We start from the raw sequence: 16,004 nt of genomic DNA on the forward strand, positions 1-16,004 counted from the left end.
TGATTATTTTATAGCCGCTTACAATTTCCCGTAACTTCTCATCATTTCTGAATAAATGCATCACTTGAGCGGGATAATCTGCTGTTTTTAGCAGCAGATTATCCCGCTTGTTTGCGATCTGAGTCGCATTTTAGAACATGATCTGCATGCGAAAAATGCGCATTATTCGACGACTACGCGACCATGAAGGGGTTGTACCGGGCGGTTATTTTCGTGGTGCATCGTATGGGAGAATTTCTCAAGCTGCTCTGCAGAGACGGTCAGCGGGTGCTTCAGTACAATCCAGGTTACCCCCTCTGAGCACGGCGGTGTGGTCAGCGAGCCGCTAAAGCGCCAGTACGTTTTATCTTTTGGAATCAGCTTGTTCAGATTGAGATCTTGCTTAATCGAGACGTTCTGTTCGGCCTGCTCAGGCATGACGCTCCACAGCTTATCCAGCTCCGGGTTCGCGGCCCCTTTATCGAACATGACCGCCACCACCGCCAGCTCTCCGGCCGCGTTTTTGTGCACCAGATGCATTTCCATCGCAAATTTCTTGCCATGTACGGTGTTTTCGCTCGGGGCGTGGAAATGGAACTGTTGCAGGGTCCAGGTTTGCTTATCGAGGGTAAGGGTATCGCGGGTTTCCGGCTTTTCACTTGCCTGAATGGTGTGGCCGTTGTTCGTCAGCGTCACAGGGCCATCAATGTAATGCGTTTGCAGCGGGGAGAGGTGCGCGTTCGCGGTGGATTCAATGTTGATGGGGGACTGGTTCATCCCGCTTTGACAGGTTTTGTAAGCCTCGTCCAGTTCGCCCCAGTGTTCCGGTGCGCCTTCGCCTTCGTAGCTCCAGTGTGATGCGCAGGCTGAAGCCGAGATAATGCTCAGCGCAAAGAGCGCTGCCTTGCCAGTAAAGTGGGTCATAGTATTCTTCCGGTGAATTATTGTGGTTCAAACCATTGTTATCAATATGATTTGTGTGGGTATTTTACCGGAGAAGGGCACGGGAAGAGAGGATTATCGGAGGAAGAGAGGCGTGGTCAGATGACCACGCCAATGGCTTACTTTTTACGGCCCGTAATACGACACCACTCTTCTTTTTCGACCACCGGGTCGAGGGCGAAAAGATCGGCGTAGGCTTCGCAAACGCTGTCAGCCTGGCTTGCCAGGATCCCGGAAAGCCCCAGCAGACCGCCGTCAACGGGCAGCACGCTGATTAACGGGGCCAGTTCGCGTAATGGGCCGGCCAGAATGTTCGCCACCACCACATCGGCTTTCATGGCTTCTGGCTGCGCATCCGGCAGATACAGTTCAAGGCGGTCAGAAACGCCGTTGCGTTCAGCGTTATCACGGCTGGCCTGAATAGCCTGTGGATCGATATCGATCCCAATAGCTTTGGCCGCCCCCAGTTTCAGCGCCGCGATAGCGAGGATCCCGGAGCCGCATCCGAAGTCGATCACCGTCTTGCCGTCCAGATCCAGACTGTCCAGCCACTGCAGGCACAGAGAAGTCGTCGGGTGAGTACCGGTCCCAAATGCCAGGCCCGGATCCAGCATCACGTTTACCGCGTTTTCATCCGGAACGTCACGCCAGCTCGGGCAGATCCACAGACGTTTACCGAACTGCATCGGGTGGAAGTTATCCATCCACTCGCGTTCCCAGTCTTTGTCTTCCAGCTGTTCGATTTTGTGTGCAAAACCCGCACCCAGCAGCGGATGATTTTCCAGGATCGCGACAACCTCTTTCATGTCAGTTTCTGCATCAAACAGGCCAATAACGTCGGTATCACCCCACAGGCGAGTTTCGCCCGGCAGTGGCTCAAACACCGGCGTGTCATGCGTGTCCTGGAAGGTGATGGAGACCGAACCGGCTTCCATCAGCGCATCGCTTAGCTCTTCGGCGTTAGCGCCGGTTGTATTCAGTTTTAGTTGGATCCACGGCATGGCAAAACTCTTTATTTATCAGTAGAAATCGTAGCGGGCTGTGGGACAGGCTGACCGAAACGGTTCCCGACCACAAACGCCAGTAAACTTAACAGTAACGAAGGCACAATAGGATGGAAGCCCAGGTACTGAATTTTAAATGTAGCTAGCACGGCATACAGCACACCGCCGACAATCATGCCGCTCAGGGCGCCGGCAGCGTTGGCGCGCTCCCAGTAGAGGCCCAATACCAGCGGCCACAGGAAGACGGCTTCAAGGCCGCCAAACGCCAGCAGGTTCAGCCAGATGATCATCTCCGGCGGACGCCATGCGGCTAACAGCAGCAGCGCGCCTAAAACGAGCGTAATCACCGCCGACATACGCTTCAGGCGTCGTTCATTTTGAACCTGCTCAGGACGCAGGTTCAGATAGAGATCTTTAATGATCGTAGCGGAACTCTGCAGTAGCTGGGCGTTAATGGTCGACATTATGGCGGCCATTGGCGCGGCGAGGAATATCCCCGCGGCAAAAGGCGGAAGCACTTTGACCATCAGGGTTGGGATCACCAAATCGGGAACCGTAAGGTCGGGGAGCACCGCACGTCCTAACGCACCCGCCAGATGCATGCCGAACATCAGGATTGCAACAACGATCGTCCCGATAATAATACCCCGGTGAACGGCTTTGCTGTCTTTATATGAAATACAACGCACGGCGGTATGCGGCAGGCCAATAACACCAAAGCACACCAGCACCCAGAACGACGTCATAAATGTTGGCGAAAGGATATCATCCGCACCCTGCGGGGAAATCAGTTTCGGGTCAATCGCTTCCAGAGTTTCCACGGCATGGCTCAGACCACCTGCGGCGTGAACAATTCCCACCAGCAGAACGATTGTGCCAACGAGCATCACCATCCCCTGCAGCGTATCGTTCAGCACGCTGGCGCGAAATCCGCCAAACGCGGTATACAGCGCAATGCTCACCCCAAAGATGATAAGGCCCGTCTCATAGGGGATCCCAGCAGCGGTTTCCAGCAGACGTGCCCCGCCGATGAACTGCACCGTCATTGCACCAATAAACGCGACCAGCAGGCTTAAGCTTGCCAGCCACACCAGCAGACGGCTCTGGTAGCGCGCAAACAGCATATCGTTGAGCGTCACGGCGTTATAACGGCGTGCCAGAATGGCAAACTTTTTACCCAGTATACCCAGCGAGAGCCAGACGGCAGGCAGTTGAATCATTGCCAGCAGCACCCAACCTAACCCGTATTTATAGGCTGCACCGGGGCCACCGATAAACGAGCTGGCGCTGATATAGGTGGCGGTAAGCGTCATGGCCAGCACGACACCGCCCATCGAGCGACTGCCGAGGAAATACTCATTCAGGAAAGTGCCGGTGGTTCTCTTACGCATTGCATAAACGGACAAACCAAACACGACCACCAGATACGCGACCAGCGGCAGAATGACTTCAAGCTGCATCATCATCCTCCAGCGGGATATCCCGGTAGATAAATTTCACCATTGCCCAGCACAGCAGGATAAAGACCAGCGGCACCAGCAGGCAGGCCATTTCGAACCAGTGAGGCAGGCCGGTAATGCCGATAGCCGAGTCAGGTAAGTAAGCGGTCACCAACCATGCGGCAAGATAGAGAAGGGTCAGCCACAGCGCCCATCGCGCTTCTTTATGGGCCTGAACAAAACGCTTGTCCATTTTTTGTCCCTTGTGGATGAATAAAGCGGGGATTGTACATGATGGGGCTTTCCGATCCCCAGAAATAAAAAAAGGCCGGATTATCCGGCCTTTTTGGCGTGACTGCGCGCTTACTTCTCTTGCAGACCGAGTTTTTTCTCCAGATAGTGGATGTTAGTCCCACCATTCTGGAAGTGCTCGTCGCTCATGATACGCATCTGCAGTTCAACGTTGGTTTTGATACCGTCGATGATCAGCTCCTGCAGGGCGTTCTTCATGCGGGCAATTGCCACGTCACGGTTTTCGCCGTAGCAGATAAGCTTACCGATCATGGAGTCATAGTACGGCGGTACGGTGTAACCCGCGTAGATATGAGACTCCCAACGCACACCAAAGCCACCCGGCGCGTGGAAACGCGTGATTTTACCCGGGCTTGGCAGGAAGGTATTCGGGTCTTCGGCGTTGATACGGCATTCCACCGCATGGCCTTTGACCACAACTTCTTCCTGTTTGATGGACAGAGGCTGACCCGCAGCGATACGCAGCTGTTCTTTGATCAGGTCAACGCCGGTAATCATTTCGGTAACCGGGTGTTCTACCTGAATACGGGTGTTCATCTCAATGAAGTAGAACTCGCCGTTTTCGAACAGGAACTCGAAAGTACCCGCACCGCGATAGCCGATATCGACACAGGCTTTAGCACAACGCTCGCCGATGTAGCGACGCAGTTCCGGCGTAATGCCCGGTGCTGGCGCTTCTTCAACCACTTTCTGGTGACGACGCTGCATGGAGCAGTCACGTTCTGCCAGATAGATAGCGTTACCCTGACCGTCAGCCAGCACCTGAATTTCGATGTGGCGTGGGTTTTCCAGGTATTTTTCCATGTACACCATGTCATTGCTGAAAGCTGCTTTCGCTTCCGCTTTGGTCATGGAGATGGACTGAGCCAGTTCAGCATCGCTACGCACAACGCGCATACCGCGACCGCCGCCGCCGCCGGACGCCTTGATGATAACCGGATAGCCAATGCGTTTCGCATGAGCACGGTTAGCATCCATGTCGTCGGTCAGAGGACCGTCAGAGCCCGGTACGGTTGGAACACCGGCTTTTTTCATCGCGGTGATTGCGGACACTTTGTCGCCCATCAGGCGGATAGTGTCAGCTTTCGGGCCGATGAAGATAAAGCCAGAGCGCTCAACCTGCTCAGCAAAGTTGGCGTTCTCAGAGAGGAAGCCATAACCCGGATGAATTGCCACCGCGCCGGTGATTTCAGCGGCGCTGATGATAGCCGGGATGTTCAGATAGCTTTTTACGGACGGAGCCGGGCCAATACAGACCGTCTCATCCGCCAGCAATACGTGTTTTAAATCGCGATCCGCGCTTGAGTGCACAGCGACGGTCTTGATGCCCAGTTCTTTACAGGCACGAAGAATACGCAGTGCAATCTCGCCGCGGTTGGCGATAACAATTTTATCCAGCATGTTCGCCTCGTTACTCGATGACGACCAGCGGCTCGTCAAATTCAACCGGCTGACCACTTTCGACCAGAATCGCTTTCACAGTGCCTGATTTGTCTGCTTCGATCTGGTTCATCATTTTCATCGCTTCAACGATGCACAGGGTATCGCCTGCGTTGACTTTCTGACCCACTTCGATGAACGCTTTCGCGTCCGGGCTCGGGGTGCGGTAGAAAGTACCAACCATTGGGGAACGTACGATGTGACCACTGATTTCTGCTGCAGCGGCAGGTGCGGCTTCAGCTGCTGGTGCAACGGCTGCGGAAAGCGCAGGCTGCTGCACTGGCGCAGCATAAGCCTGCTGCATTACCGGGAAGCTAGCGGCTGGGGCTGCACGGCTGATGCGTACAGACTCTTCGCCTTCAGAAATTTCCAGTTCGGAGATGCCTGATTCTTCAACCAGCTCGATCAGTTTTTTAATCTTACGAATATCCATGAGTGGGTTCCGTACTCTTGTTTAGTGTGATTGTGACAAGCGTTTTACCGCTGTCTGTAAAGCGTATGAATAGCCGTCAGCGCCCAGTCCGCAAATAACGCCAGCGGCGATATCTGATAGATAGGAATGGTGGCGGAACGGCTCTCGGGCGTGCACATTGCTCAGGTGGATCTCGATAAACGGGATACTCACTGCGAGCAGTGCGTCGCGAATAGCAACACTGGTGTGCGTAAACGCGGCCGGATTGATCAGGATATAGTCCACAGTGTCTTTAGCCTGATGAATACGGTCGATGATTGCGTACTCCGCGTTCGACTGAAAATGATCCAAATCCACATTCAGCGACGTTGCTTCCGTGCTCAGACGGTTAACAATTTCACTCAATGTTAGCGAGCCGTACTTCTCTGGCTCGCGGGTGCCGAGCATGTTCAGGTTCGGTCCGTTTAAAACTAAGATATGGAACTTATCAGCCATTGTGCCGCTATCTCCTGCGATTCTCCGGTAAAAAACAAAATATACCTTCGAAGCACGATTGTCACCTTTTCAGAGGCCTAAAACCGCTGTCGGGTAAACCAAAGTCGCACATTATAACGATTTCGTAGCATTTGGCAGCTAAATACTGGTCTTATCAGGGAAGATTATCAACCGCTATCCGAAAAAGATTCGCGGTTGACAGGGATTCTGCGGGAAAACGCACAGTTTCGCGAATTATCGCAACCACTGACGGAACTTCTTGTAACGCCATGCTAAAAGCGCCACAGCCAGCAGCGCGTAGAGTATGGGCTGCGGGGAGAGGATCTTCACCGACCACAGATAATGGATGGGTGCGAGGATCGCGACAAGATAGACGAAGTTGTGCAGCAGTTGCCAGCGCCTGCCCAATGTACGTTGTGCATATTGCGTTGATGTCAGTGCTAATGCCAGTAACACCAGCCAGCTCACGATACCTAACGTCAGGTACGGACGGGTGACCAGTTCGCGGCCCAGCAGTGCCAGGTTGTTAATGCCCAGTTCCAGCAAGGCGTAGCTGGTCAAATGGAGCGTCGCCCAGGCAAAACACCATAGCCCCAAAAGCCGGCGGGTGCGTATCAATAATGGCTGTTTAGCGTAGCGCGCTAACGGTGACACCAGCAAGGTCGCCAGTAAAAATTTCAGAGCCATCCGACCGGTAAAGTGCTGGATATCCTTTGCCGGATCAGCGCTAAAAAGCCCCTGGCTGGCGGCCCAGAATAACCAGATAAAAGGAAGCAACCCGGCTAAGTGCAACAGCACTTTCAGCCAGGTTATCTGTTTTGCCGTTAAACGCACTCAGAAGTTCTCCCGTAAATTAAGGCCACGGTAAAGCGACGCCACTTCATCAGCGTAGCCGTTAAACAGCAGTGTTGGCTGACGCTTCACATCCAGCGCGCCGCCGGAACCGATAAATCGCTCGGTGGCCTGCGACCAGCGGGGATGATCGACGTGCGGGTTCACATTGGCAAAAAAGCCATATTCGTCGGGCGCCGCCAGGTTCCAGGTCGTGGGGGGACGTTCGCGGGTGAGCTTAATGCTGACGATAGATTTAATCCCTTTAAAACCGTACTTCCACGGCACCGTTAAGCGAACAGGCGCGCCGTTCTGCGGCGGGAGTGCTTTGCCGTAAACACCGACGGTCAGCAGCGTAAGAGGATGCATCGCTTCGTCGAGCCGTAACCCTTCGACATACGGATACGCAAGCCCACCGCCGATAAACCGATCTTTCTGGCCCGGCATCTCGTCCGGGGCGTAGCGCGTCTGGAAAGAGACATATTTTGCGTTGCTGGTGGGTTCAACCATCGCCAGCAGTTTATGCAGCGGGAAGCCTACCCAGGGCACGACCATCGACCAGGCTTCCACGCAGCGCATGCGGTAGATACGCTCTTCCAGTGGAAAACGGGTGGTGAGATCGTGATGGTCCAGCGTCAGCGGTTTTGCCACTTCACCGTCGATTTTCAGCGTCCACGGATCGGTTTTCATACTCCCCGCGTTGGCCGCAGGATCGGCCTTATCGAGACCAAATTCGTAGAAATTGTTATAGCCGGTCACTTTGTCTTCCGGCGTCAGCGTCAGTGTGTTTTGCCACTGAGCGGGCTTCGTAAAGGTGAGCGGGGCGCCAGAAGGGGCTTTCGGGCGATCGTTACCTTTAAACCAGTCGAGCAGGTCGGCATGAGCCGCAGGGGAAAGCGTCAGTGCGGTGGCGCTGATGCCAAGCATTTTCAGGATCTGGCGGCGCTGTAACATAAAGACAGATTCAGACGTTACGTCGGCTTCCGTCAGTTTTCGGGTTTTCATGGCATCCTCCGTCATGCGTTTTTCTAAGCATGACGGAGGAGAGGGATTAGCGCGAATATGTCACGAAAATTTGAAGATTAGGCAATTTTCACCAGCGCGCGGCCGTGGAACTGGTTGTCCATGATCTTGCTGGCATATTCAGGCGCCTGGCTAAGCGTGATTTCGGTTGCGCTCTGAGTAAAGAACGTGTCCGGCAAATCGCGCTGCAGACGTTCCCAGGCCGCAATGCGGCGCGCCGCCGGGGTCATTACGGAATCAACACCCTGCAGGCGAACGTTACGCAGAATAAAGGGCATCACGGTGGTGGGCAGGGCAAAACCGCCCGCCAGACCACAGGCTGCCACGCAGCCGCCGTAGTTCATCTGCGCCAGCACTTTTGCCAGCACTTTGTCACCGACGGTATCTACCGCACCTGCCCAGAGCTGTTTTTCCAGTGGACGGGTTTCGGCAAACTCGTCGCGGCTCAGGATGCGATTAGCGCCGAGCTGACGCAGGTACGCGTGGGTGCTCTCGCGCCCGGAAACTGCCGCAACCTGGTAACCCAATTTGTGCAGCAATGTCACCGCCGTGCTGCCCACACCACCGCTGGCACCGGTCACGACGATCTCACCCGATTCAGGGCGAATACCGGCATCTTCCAGCGCCATCACGCACAGCATGGCGGTAAAGCCTGCGGTACCGATGATCATCGCTTTACGACCATCCAGGCCTTGTGGCATAGGCACCAGCCAGTCGCCTTTCACGCGCGCCTGTGTCGCCAGCCCACCCCAGTGATTTTCACCCACGCCCCAGCCCGTGAGCAGCACCTGCTGGCCGGCATGGAAGCGCGGATCTTCGCTCGCATGAACCCGGCCCGCAAAATCGATACCTGGCACCATAGGGAAATTTCGGATGATTTTACCCTTCCCGGTAATAGCCAGCGCATCTTTATAATTTAAACTGGACCAGTCGATGTCGACGGTCACTTCGCCTGCCGGCAGGCGGCTCTCTTCAACGGCCTGCACCGAGGCAAGCGTTTTGCCGTCCTGCTGTTCTAAGATCAAAGCCTGCATACAGGGTCCTCACGACTCAGTTGATTGGAAAATAGCTCCTGAAGACTATACTCCCTCAGGGAAAAGCAATGCCGATTTAACGCAATAAATTGCCAGATACGCCAGGTTTGATAGTATGCCGCATTTGAAATGCAAGTTAGCGCTTACTCGCTACCCCCTCAACCCACGGAGTTATCTCAAGGATGCGATTAACGACGAAGTTCTCGGCTTTTATCACCTTACTGACGGGGCTGACCATTTTTGTCACGCTCCTTGGCTGTTCTCTGAGCTTTTATAACGCCATTCAGGACAAGCTGGTTAATCGGGTGCAGTCTGTCGCGTCGGTGATTGATAATCGTCTCCTCACCACCCCGCTGCCGGCGCTGTCCCGCGAGCTGGATGAGTTGATGGTGCCTGTCGATATTGTCCAAATCGACATTCTGCAGGGAAAGCATAATGTTTTAAGCCATGCCCGGCAGGACAGCTATCGGCCTGCGGGCGTGGTAAGCCAGTACCGGGAAGTGACGGTGCACTCCCTTAAAAACCCGGGCATGACCATAAACATGGTCTACCTCGATCCAATGGCCAGCTACTTCCGCTCGATGATGACCACCGCGCCGCTCACCGTCGCCGTCGCGTTTATTGTCCTGCTGATTTTTCTCGCGGTTCGCTGGCTGCGCCGTCAGCTCTCTGGTCAGGAACTGCTGGAGATGCGTTCCGTGCGAATACTGAACGGTGAACGTGGCCCGCAGGTGCGTGGCTCGATCCATGAATGGCCTGCGCGTGCCAGCAGTGCGCTGGATACGCTGCTCTCAGAAATTCAGTTCGCCAGCGACCAGCGCAGCCGTATGGACACGCTGATCCGCTCTTACGCTGCGCAGGATAATAAAACCGGGCTGAACAACCGTCTTTTCTTTGATAATCAACTGGCCACGTTGCTGGACGATCCGGAAAAAGTCGGGACGCACGGTGTTGTCATGATGATTCGCCTGCCCGATTTCGATCTGCTGCGCGACACCTGGGGACAGCGCGTGGCGGAAGAGAATCTCTTTACGCTGATCAACCTGCTCTCCACCTTTATTATGCGTTATCCGGGTGCGCTGCTGGCCCGTTATCACCGCAGCGACTTTGCCGTGCTGCTGCCTCACCGTACGCTGAAAGAGTCAGAAAGCATCGCCAGCCAGCTGCTGAAAGCGGTGGATGCGCTGCCGCAGAGCAAAATGCTCGACAGGGACGATATGGTTCATATGGGCATCTGTGCCTGGCGCGGCGGCCAGTCGACGGAACAGGTGATGGAACATGCTGAAGCGGCAACCCGCAACGCCGTATTGCAGGGCGCTAACGGCTGGGCAGTGTACGACGATTCGTTACCAGAAAAAGGGCGCGGCAATGTGCGCTGGCGAACGTTGATAGAGCAAATGCTCAGCCGCGGCGGGCCGCGCATTTATCAAAAACCGGCGGTGATGAAAAACGGGAACGTTCATCACCGTGAGCTGATGTGCCGTATTTTTGACGGTACGGAAGAGGTCATCTCCGCGGAATATTTACCGATGGTGCTGCAGTTTGGGCTTTCTGAAGAGTATGACCGCCAGCAGATCACCCGACTCATGCCGTTTTTGTCCTTCTGGCCCGAAGAAAACCTGGCGCTACAGGTTACCGTGGAGTCGTTAATTCGCCCGCGTTTTCAGCGCTGGTTGCGTGATACATTAATGCAATGCGAAAAATCGCAACGCAAACACATTATTTTTGAACTTGCTGAGGCGGATGTGGGTCAACACATCAGCCGGTTACGTCCGGTAGTACGGTTGATTAATGCGCTAGGTGCCCGTGTCGCGGTCACGCAGGCGGGTTTAACGCTGGTCAGTACTAACTGGATTAAGGAACTGGATGTGGAGTTATTAAAGCTGCATCCGGGGCTGGTAAGGAACATTGAAAAGCGCACAGAAAACCAGCTGCTGGTACAGAGTCTGGTAGAAGCGTGCAAGGGAACGCGAACACAAGTCTTTGCCACGGGCGTGCGCTCCAGAAGCGAATGGCAGATGTTGACAGAGCGCGGTGTGACGGGCGGTCAAGGGGATTTTTTTGCCTCCTCTCAGCCGCTTGACACCAATGTGAAAAAATATTTGCAAAGATACTCTGTTTGACCTGCCGTTTAATCCGTTTTCACGTAGAATATCGCGCCTGTAGCTTTGAGTATGACGAGCAAAAAGCCAGTGAACGACCTTTAGCGGGTTACAAATGTCAGTGAGGGACGCTACTGTGTACTCAGCCCTGAGGGAATCAGGGAAAGATTTGTAACATCAGGATACGTACTGCACAAATTTTCACCGCTGCAGATGATTTTTGCGCCTTGTCGCTGCTGCGTGTGGTTGGTAAAGTAAGCGGATTTTGTTTTCCGCCCCAGCTTTCAGGATTATCCCTTAGTATGTTGAAAAAATTTCGTGGCATGTTTTCCAATGACCTGTCCATTGACCTGGGTACCGCGAATACCCTTATTTACGTTAAAGGACAAGGCATCGTATTGAATGAGCCTTCCGTTGTGGCCATTCGTCAGGATCGTGCCGGCTCGCCGAAAAGCGTAGCCGCTGTGGGTCATGACGCGAAGCAGATGCTGGGACGTACCCCTGGCAACATCGCCGCAATCCGCCCAATGAAAGACGGCGTTATCGCTGACTTCTTCGTGACTGAAAAAATGCTTCAGCACTTCATCAAGCAGGTTCACAGCAACAGCTTCATGCGCCCAAGCCCGCGTGTTCTGGTGTGTGTGCCGGTTGGCGCCACCCAGGTTGAACGTCGCGCAATCCGTGAATCAGCCCAGGGTGCAGGCGCGCGTGAAGTGTTCCTGATTGAAGAGCCAATGGCGGCGGCAATCGGTGCGGGTCTGCCTGTTTCTGAAGCGACCGGTTCTATGGTGGTGGATATCGGTGGTGGTACCACTGAAGTGGCCGTTATCTCCCTGAATGGCGTGGTGTACTCCTCTTCCGTACGTATCGGTGGCGATCGTTTCGACGAAGCCATCATTAATTATGTGCGTCGTAACTACGGTTCCCTGATCGGCGAAGCGACCGCTGAGCGTATCAAGCATGAAATCGGTTCCGCTTACCCGGGCGATGAAGTGCGTGAAATCGAAGTTCGCGGCCGTAACCTGGCTGAAGGTGTTCCACGCGGCTTTACCCTGAACTCCAACGAAATTCTGGAAGCGCTGCAGGAACCTCTGACCGGTATCGTGAGCGCAGTGATGGTTGCCCTGGAACAGTGCCCACCAGAACTGGCGTCTGACATCTCCGAGCGCGGTATGGTTCTGACCGGTGGTGGTGCGCTGCTGCGTAACCTCGACCGCCTGTTAATGGAAGAGACAGGTATTCCTGTCGTAGTTGCAGAAGATCCACTGACTTGCGTCGCCCGTGGTGGTGGCAAGGCGCTGGAAATGATCGACATGCACGGCGGCGACTTGTTCAGCGAAGAGTAGTCATTGTGAAAGGGTAGCGTATCGCTACCCTTTCTCTCTGACACGAGAATACGCATAGCCTATGAAGCCAATTTTTAGCCGTGGCCCATCGCTACAGTTTCGCCTCATTCTGGCGGTCCTGGTTGCGCTTGGGGTCATTATTGCCGATAGCCGCCTCGGTACGTTCAGTCAGATCAGAACGTACATGGATACCGCCGTCAGTCCTTTCTACTTTATTTCAAATGGTCCCCGTGAGTTGCTCGACTCCGTTTCTCAAACGTTGTCTTCACGTGACCAACTCGAACTCGAAAACCGGGCATTACGTCAGGAACTGCTGTTGAAAAACAGCGAGCTGCTGATGCTGGGACAATATAAGCAGGAAAACGCGCGTCTGCGTGAGCTGCTTGGCTCGCCGCTGCGTCAGGATGAGCAGAAGATGGTGACGCAGGTGATCTCCACCGTCAACGATCCCTACAGCGATCAGGTTGTGATCGACAAAGGAAGCGTGAACGGTGTGTATGAAGGTCAGCCTGTTATCAGTGATAAAGGCGTTGTAGGCCAGGTTGTTGCTGTGGCCAAACTGACCAGCCGCGTTCTGCTGATCTGCGATGCCACGCATGCGTTGCCGATTCAGGTACTGCGTAATGACATTCGCGTCATCGCGGCCGGTAACGGGTGTACCGACGATCTCCAGCTGGAACATCTGCCGGCTAACACGGACATTCGTGTGGGCGACGTTCTGGTGACGTCGGGTCTGGGTGGACGTTTCCCTGAAGGGTATCCGGTTGCGGTTGTCTCTTCGGTGAAGCTTGATACGCAGCGTGCCTATACCGTGATTCAGGCGCGTCCAACCGCGGGTTTACAGCGTCTTCGCTACCTGCTGCTGCTGTGGGGCGCCGACCGCAATGGTGCTAACCCCATGACGCCTGAAGATGTTCATCGCGTCGCGAATGAACGCCTGATGCAAATGATGCCGCAGGTTCTGCCGGCACCGGATGCCATGGGACCCCCTGCGCCAGTACCGGCCCCTGCTACGGGGCTAACGCAGCCGCTGCCGGATGCACCGCCACCGCCTAAACTCTCCTCGGGAGGGCAGTAGTGGCAAGTTATCGTAGCCAGGGACGCTGGGTTATCTGGCTCTCATTTCTCATTGCGCTGTTACTGCAAATCATGCCCTGGCCGGACGACATTCTCGTTTTCCGGCCAAACTGGGTATTGCTCATTTTGCTCTACTGGATCCTTGCCCTGCCGCACCGCGTAAATGTCGGCACAGGTTTTGTGATGGGTGCCATACTGGATCTCATTAGTGGCTCTACGCTTGGCGTGCGCGCCTTGTCCATGAGTATTATTGCGTACCTCGTCGCACTTAAATTCCAGCTCTTTCGTAACCTCGCGCTCTGGCAACAGGCGCTGGTGGTGATGTTGTTGTCGCTTGCTGCGGATATCGTTGTTTTCTGGGCAGAGTTTTTAGTGATCAACGTCTCTTTCCGACCGGAAGTGTTCTGGAGTAGTGTAGTAAACGGTGTGCTCTGGCCGTGGCTGTTCCTGCTGATGCGTAAGGTTCGCCAGCAGTTTGCTGTGCAATAAAAGGTTTCTATGACGTCTCTATATCTTGCTTCTGGTTCTCCGCGTCGTCAGGAGTTGCTCACTCAGCTGGGTGTCTCCTTTGAACGCATTGTTACGGGCATCGAAGAGAAACGCGCTGAAGGCGAAAGTGCCCAGCAGTACGTTTCTCGACTGGCGCGTGAGAAAGCGCAGGCAGGCGTGGCGCAAACGCCGCGTGACTTGCCGGTGCTGGGGGCAGATACCATCGTTATTCTTAACGGTGAAGTGCTCGAGAAACCGCACGACGCTGAACATGCGGCGCGTATGCTGCGCAAAATGTCCGGACAAACACATCAGGTAATGACCGCCGTCGCGCTGGCGGACAGCCAGCACGTGCTGGATTGCCTGGTGGTGACGGACGTGACATTCAGAGTGCTTACCGACGACGAGATCGCCGCTTATATCACCAGCGGTGAACCGATGGATAAGGCAGGTGCATACGGTATTCAGGGGCTGGGTGGCTGTTTTGTCAGGAAGATTAATGGCAGCTATCACGCCGTAGTCGGCTTACCGCTGGTGGAAACGTATGAGTTGCTGAGCAATTTTAACTCACTGCGTGAGGGAAGGGATAATTATGACGGCTGAATTGTTGGTAAACGTAACGCCATCGGAAACCCGTGTGGCCTATATTGATGGTGGCATTCTTCAGGAAATTCATATTGAGCGTGAAGCGCGGCGCGGAATAGTAGGCAATATCTACAAAGGTCGTGTCAGTCGTGTACTACCGGGTATGCAGGCGGCTTTTGTAGATATTGGACTGGATAAGGCGGCATTTTTACATGCCTCCGACATTATGCCGCATACCGAATGCGTAGCGGGCGAAGAGCAAAAGCAGTTTGCCGTGCGCGATATCTCCGAACTGGTGCGTCAGGGCCAGGATCTGATGGTGCAGGTCGTCAAAGATCCGCTGGGCACGAAAGGCGCCCGTCTGACTACCGACATTACATTGCCTTCCCGTTATCTGGTCTTTATGCCTGGCGCGTCGCACGTGGGCGTTTCGCAGCGCATTGAGAGCGAAAGCGAGCGCGAGCGTCTTAAAAAAGTGGTCAGCGCTTACTGCGATGAACAGGGCGGGTTTATCATCCGTACCGCCGCAGAAGGCATCAGTGAAGACGATCTGGCGTCTGATGCGGCCTACCTCAAGCGCGTCTGGACCAAAGTCATGGAGCGTAAAAAACGCAACCAGACCCGCTACCAGCTTTACGGCGAACTGGCGCTTGCTCAGCGCGTCCTGCGTGATTTTGCTGATGCACAGCTCGACAGAATTCGCGTGGATTCCCGCCTGACCTATGAAGCACTGCTGGAATTTACCGCCGAATACATTCCCGAAATGCCTGGCCTGCTGGAGCATTACACGGGGCGTCAGCCTATCTTCGATCTCTATGACGTCGAAAATGAGATCCAGCGAGCGCTGGAACGCAAGGTTGAACTGAAGTCCGGCGGCTATCTGATCATCGATCAGACCGAAGCGATGACGACGGTGGATATCAACACCGGCGCGTTTGTCGGCCATCGCAACCTGGATGACACCATCTTTAATACCAACATCGAAGCCACGCAGGCCATCGCCCGCCAGCTTCGCCTGCGCAATCTGGGTGGCATTATCATCATCGACTTTATCGATATGAGTAATGAAGACCATCGCCGTCGTGTGCTGCATTCGCTGGAGCAGGCGCTGAGTAAAGATCGCGTGAAAACCAGCATCAACGGCTTCTCACAGCTGGGGCTGGTGGAAATGACGCGTAAGCGTACCCGCGAAAGCGTGGAGCATGTGCTGTGCAATGAATGCCCAACCTGCCACGGACGTGGCACAGTAAAGACGGTTGAGACCGTCTGCTACGAGATCATGCGTGAAATCGTTCGCGTTCATCATGCCTACGACTCCGATCGTTTTCTGGTCTATGCTTCCCCTGCGGTGGCTGAAGCGCTGAAAGGCGAAGAGTCGCACGCGCTGGCGGAAGTGGAAATCTTTGTCGGCAAACAGGTAAAAGTTCAAATCGAACCGCTCTATAACCAGGAGCAGTTTGACGTCGTGATGATGTAAGACGCGGTACGCCGCGT

General features: G+C 54.6%; 16 protein-coding genes. 6 read left to right on the forward strand and 10 right to left on the reverse strand.

Annotated elements, in window-relative coordinates; all coding sequences use genetic code 11:
* Positions 1–162: 162 nt before the first annotated feature.
* From AAIR21_RS06135 to acuI, 10 genes are all read right to left on the reverse strand, one after another.
* The gene (locus AAIR21_RS06135; RefSeq protein ID WP_040018719.1) at positions 163–903 is read right to left on the reverse strand and encodes a carbonic anhydrase; all 741 of its coding nucleotides are present in this window, start codon (positions 901–903) and stop codon (positions 163–165) included.
* 137 nt (positions 904–1,040) lie between these two features.
* Positions 1,041–1,922: a 50S ribosomal protein L11 methyltransferase gene (gene prmA / locus AAIR21_RS06140; protein WP_014171869.1), complete on the reverse strand. Its 882-nt coding sequence runs from the start codon at positions 1,920–1,922 to the stop codon at positions 1,041–1,043.
* An 11-nt stretch (positions 1,923–1,933) separates the two neighbouring features.
* Positions 1,934–3,385, reverse strand: a complete 1,452-nt coding sequence (gene panF / locus AAIR21_RS06145; RefSeq protein WP_183516749.1) for a sodium/pantothenate symporter — start codon at positions 3,383–3,385, stop codon at positions 1,934–1,936.
* Entirely contained in the window at positions 3,375–3,617 is a 243-nt protein-coding gene (locus AAIR21_RS06150; RefSeq protein WP_006178860.1) for a YhdT family protein, read from the reverse strand. Before AAIR21_RS06150 ends, panF begins: the two co-directional genes overlap by 11 nt.
* A 110-nt stretch (positions 3,618–3,727) precedes the next feature.
* Positions 3,728–5,077, reverse strand: a complete 1,350-nt coding sequence (accC, locus tag AAIR21_RS06155; protein WP_020883502.1) for an acetyl-CoA carboxylase biotin carboxylase subunit — start codon at positions 5,075–5,077, stop codon at positions 3,728–3,730.
* 10 nt (positions 5,078–5,087) lie between these two features.
* Complete coding sequence (gene accB / locus AAIR21_RS06160) at positions 5,088–5,549, reverse strand: acetyl-CoA carboxylase biotin carboxyl carrier protein (RefSeq protein ID WP_014171866.1); 462 nt, start codon at positions 5,547–5,549, stop codon at positions 5,088–5,090.
* 21 nt (positions 5,550–5,570) lie between these two features.
* Positions 5,571–6,023: a type II 3-dehydroquinate dehydratase gene (gene aroQ, locus AAIR21_RS06165; RefSeq protein ID WP_014171865.1), complete on the reverse strand. Its 453-nt coding sequence runs from the start codon at positions 6,021–6,023 to the stop codon at positions 5,571–5,573.
* Between the two features lie 234 nt (positions 6,024–6,257).
* Complete coding sequence (gene msrQ / locus AAIR21_RS06170; protein ID WP_014171864.1) at positions 6,258–6,857, reverse strand: protein-methionine-sulfoxide reductase heme-binding subunit MsrQ; 600 nt, start codon at positions 6,855–6,857, stop codon at positions 6,258–6,260.
* Positions 6,858–7,859 carry a protein-methionine-sulfoxide reductase catalytic subunit MsrP gene (gene msrP, locus AAIR21_RS06175; protein ID WP_020883504.1) on the reverse strand — a complete coding sequence of 334 codons (1,002 nt, stop codon included), beginning with the start codon at positions 7,857–7,859 and terminating at the stop codon, positions 6,858–6,860.
* Positions 7,860–7,936: 77 nt separating this feature from the next.
* Positions 7,937–8,911, reverse strand: a complete 975-nt coding sequence (gene acuI, locus AAIR21_RS06180; RefSeq protein WP_020883505.1) for an acrylyl-CoA reductase (NADPH) — start codon at positions 8,909–8,911, stop codon at positions 7,937–7,939.
* 182 nt (positions 8,912–9,093) lie between these two features.
* On the opposite strand from acuI, the gene csrD reads away from it, so the two are divergent.
* The 6 genes from csrD to rng all read left to right on the forward strand — a co-directional run bounded on the left by csrD (position 9,094) and on the right by rng (position 15,987).
* On the forward strand, positions 9,094–11,034 hold the full coding sequence (gene csrD / locus AAIR21_RS06185; RefSeq protein WP_014171861.1) for an RNase E specificity factor CsrD: 1,941 nt from the start codon (positions 9,094–9,096) through the stop codon (positions 11,032–11,034).
* A 281-nt stretch (positions 11,035–11,315) separates the two neighbouring features.
* Positions 11,316–12,359 (forward strand): rod shape-determining protein MreB, encoded by a 1,044-nt coding sequence (mreB, locus tag AAIR21_RS06190; protein WP_000913396.1) that lies wholly within the window; start codon positions 11,316–11,318, stop codon positions 12,357–12,359.
* Between the two features lie 61 nt (positions 12,360–12,420).
* Positions 12,421–13,437 (forward strand): rod shape-determining protein MreC, encoded by a 1,017-nt coding sequence (gene mreC / locus AAIR21_RS06195; protein ID WP_014171860.1) that lies wholly within the window; start codon positions 12,421–12,423, stop codon positions 13,435–13,437.
* A complete protein-coding gene (gene mreD, locus AAIR21_RS06200) occupies positions 13,437–13,925 on the forward strand; it encodes a rod shape-determining protein MreD (protein WP_014071997.1) in 489 nt (162 codons plus the stop codon). Before mreC ends, mreD begins: the two co-directional genes overlap by 1 nt.
* Positions 13,926–13,934: 9 nt before the next feature.
* Positions 13,935–14,528 (forward strand): Maf family protein, encoded by a 594-nt coding sequence (locus AAIR21_RS06205; protein WP_014171859.1) that lies wholly within the window; start codon positions 13,935–13,937, stop codon positions 14,526–14,528.
* Entirely contained in the window at positions 14,518–15,987 is a 1,470-nt protein-coding gene (gene rng / locus AAIR21_RS06210) for a ribonuclease G (RefSeq protein ID WP_014885432.1), read from the forward strand. Before AAIR21_RS06205 ends, rng begins: the two co-directional genes overlap by 11 nt.
* Positions 15,988–16,004 lie beyond the last annotated feature (17 nt).

The sequence above is a fragment of the Enterobacter sp. PTB genome, from assembly GCF_051130085.1.
Classification (GTDB): Bacteria; Pseudomonadota; Gammaproteobacteria; order Enterobacterales; family Enterobacteriaceae; genus Enterobacter; species Enterobacter ludwigii.

Excerpts from the sequence above, each read along its gene's own strand:
- AAIR21_RS06135 (WP_040018719.1), bottom strand. The coding sequence starts at position 903 with ATGACCCACTTTACTGGCAAGGCAGCGCTCTTTGCGCTGAGCATTATC.
- prmA (WP_014171869.1), bottom strand. The coding sequence starts at position 1,922 with ATGCCGTGGATCCAACTAAAACTGAATACAACCGGCGCTAACGCCGAA.
- panF (WP_183516749.1), bottom strand. The coding sequence starts at position 3,385 with ATGCAGCTTGAAGTCATTCTGCCGCTGGTCGCGTATCTGGTGGTCGTG.
- AAIR21_RS06150 (WP_006178860.1), bottom strand. The coding sequence starts at position 3,617 with ATGGACAAGCGTTTTGTTCAGGCCCATAAAGAAGCGCGATGGGCGCTG.
- accC (WP_020883502.1), bottom strand. The coding sequence starts at position 5,077 with ATGCTGGATAAAATTGTTATCGCCAACCGCGGCGAGATTGCACTGCGT.
- accB (WP_014171866.1), bottom strand. The coding sequence starts at position 5,549 with ATGGATATTCGTAAGATTAAAAAACTGATCGAGCTGGTTGAAGAATCA.
- aroQ (WP_014171865.1), bottom strand. The coding sequence starts at position 6,023 with ATGGCTGATAAGTTCCATATCTTAGTTTTAAACGGACCGAACCTGAAC.
- msrP (WP_020883504.1), bottom strand. The coding sequence starts at position 7,859 with ATGAAAACCCGAAAACTGACGGAAGCCGACGTAACGTCTGAATCTGTC.
- acuI (WP_020883505.1), bottom strand. The coding sequence starts at position 8,911 with ATGCAGGCTTTGATCTTAGAACAGCAGGACGGCAAAACGCTTGCCTCG.
- csrD (WP_014171861.1), top strand. The coding sequence starts at position 9,094 with ATGCGATTAACGACGAAGTTCTCGGCTTTTATCACCTTACTGACGGGG.
- mreB (WP_000913396.1), top strand. The coding sequence starts at position 11,316 with ATGTTGAAAAAATTTCGTGGCATGTTTTCCAATGACCTGTCCATTGAC.
- mreC (WP_014171860.1), top strand. The coding sequence starts at position 12,421 with ATGAAGCCAATTTTTAGCCGTGGCCCATCGCTACAGTTTCGCCTCATT.
- AAIR21_RS06205 (WP_014171859.1), top strand. The coding sequence starts at position 13,935 with ATGACGTCTCTATATCTTGCTTCTGGTTCTCCGCGTCGTCAGGAGTTG.
- rng (WP_014885432.1), top strand. The coding sequence starts at position 14,518 with ATGACGGCTGAATTGTTGGTAAACGTAACGCCATCGGAAACCCGTGTG.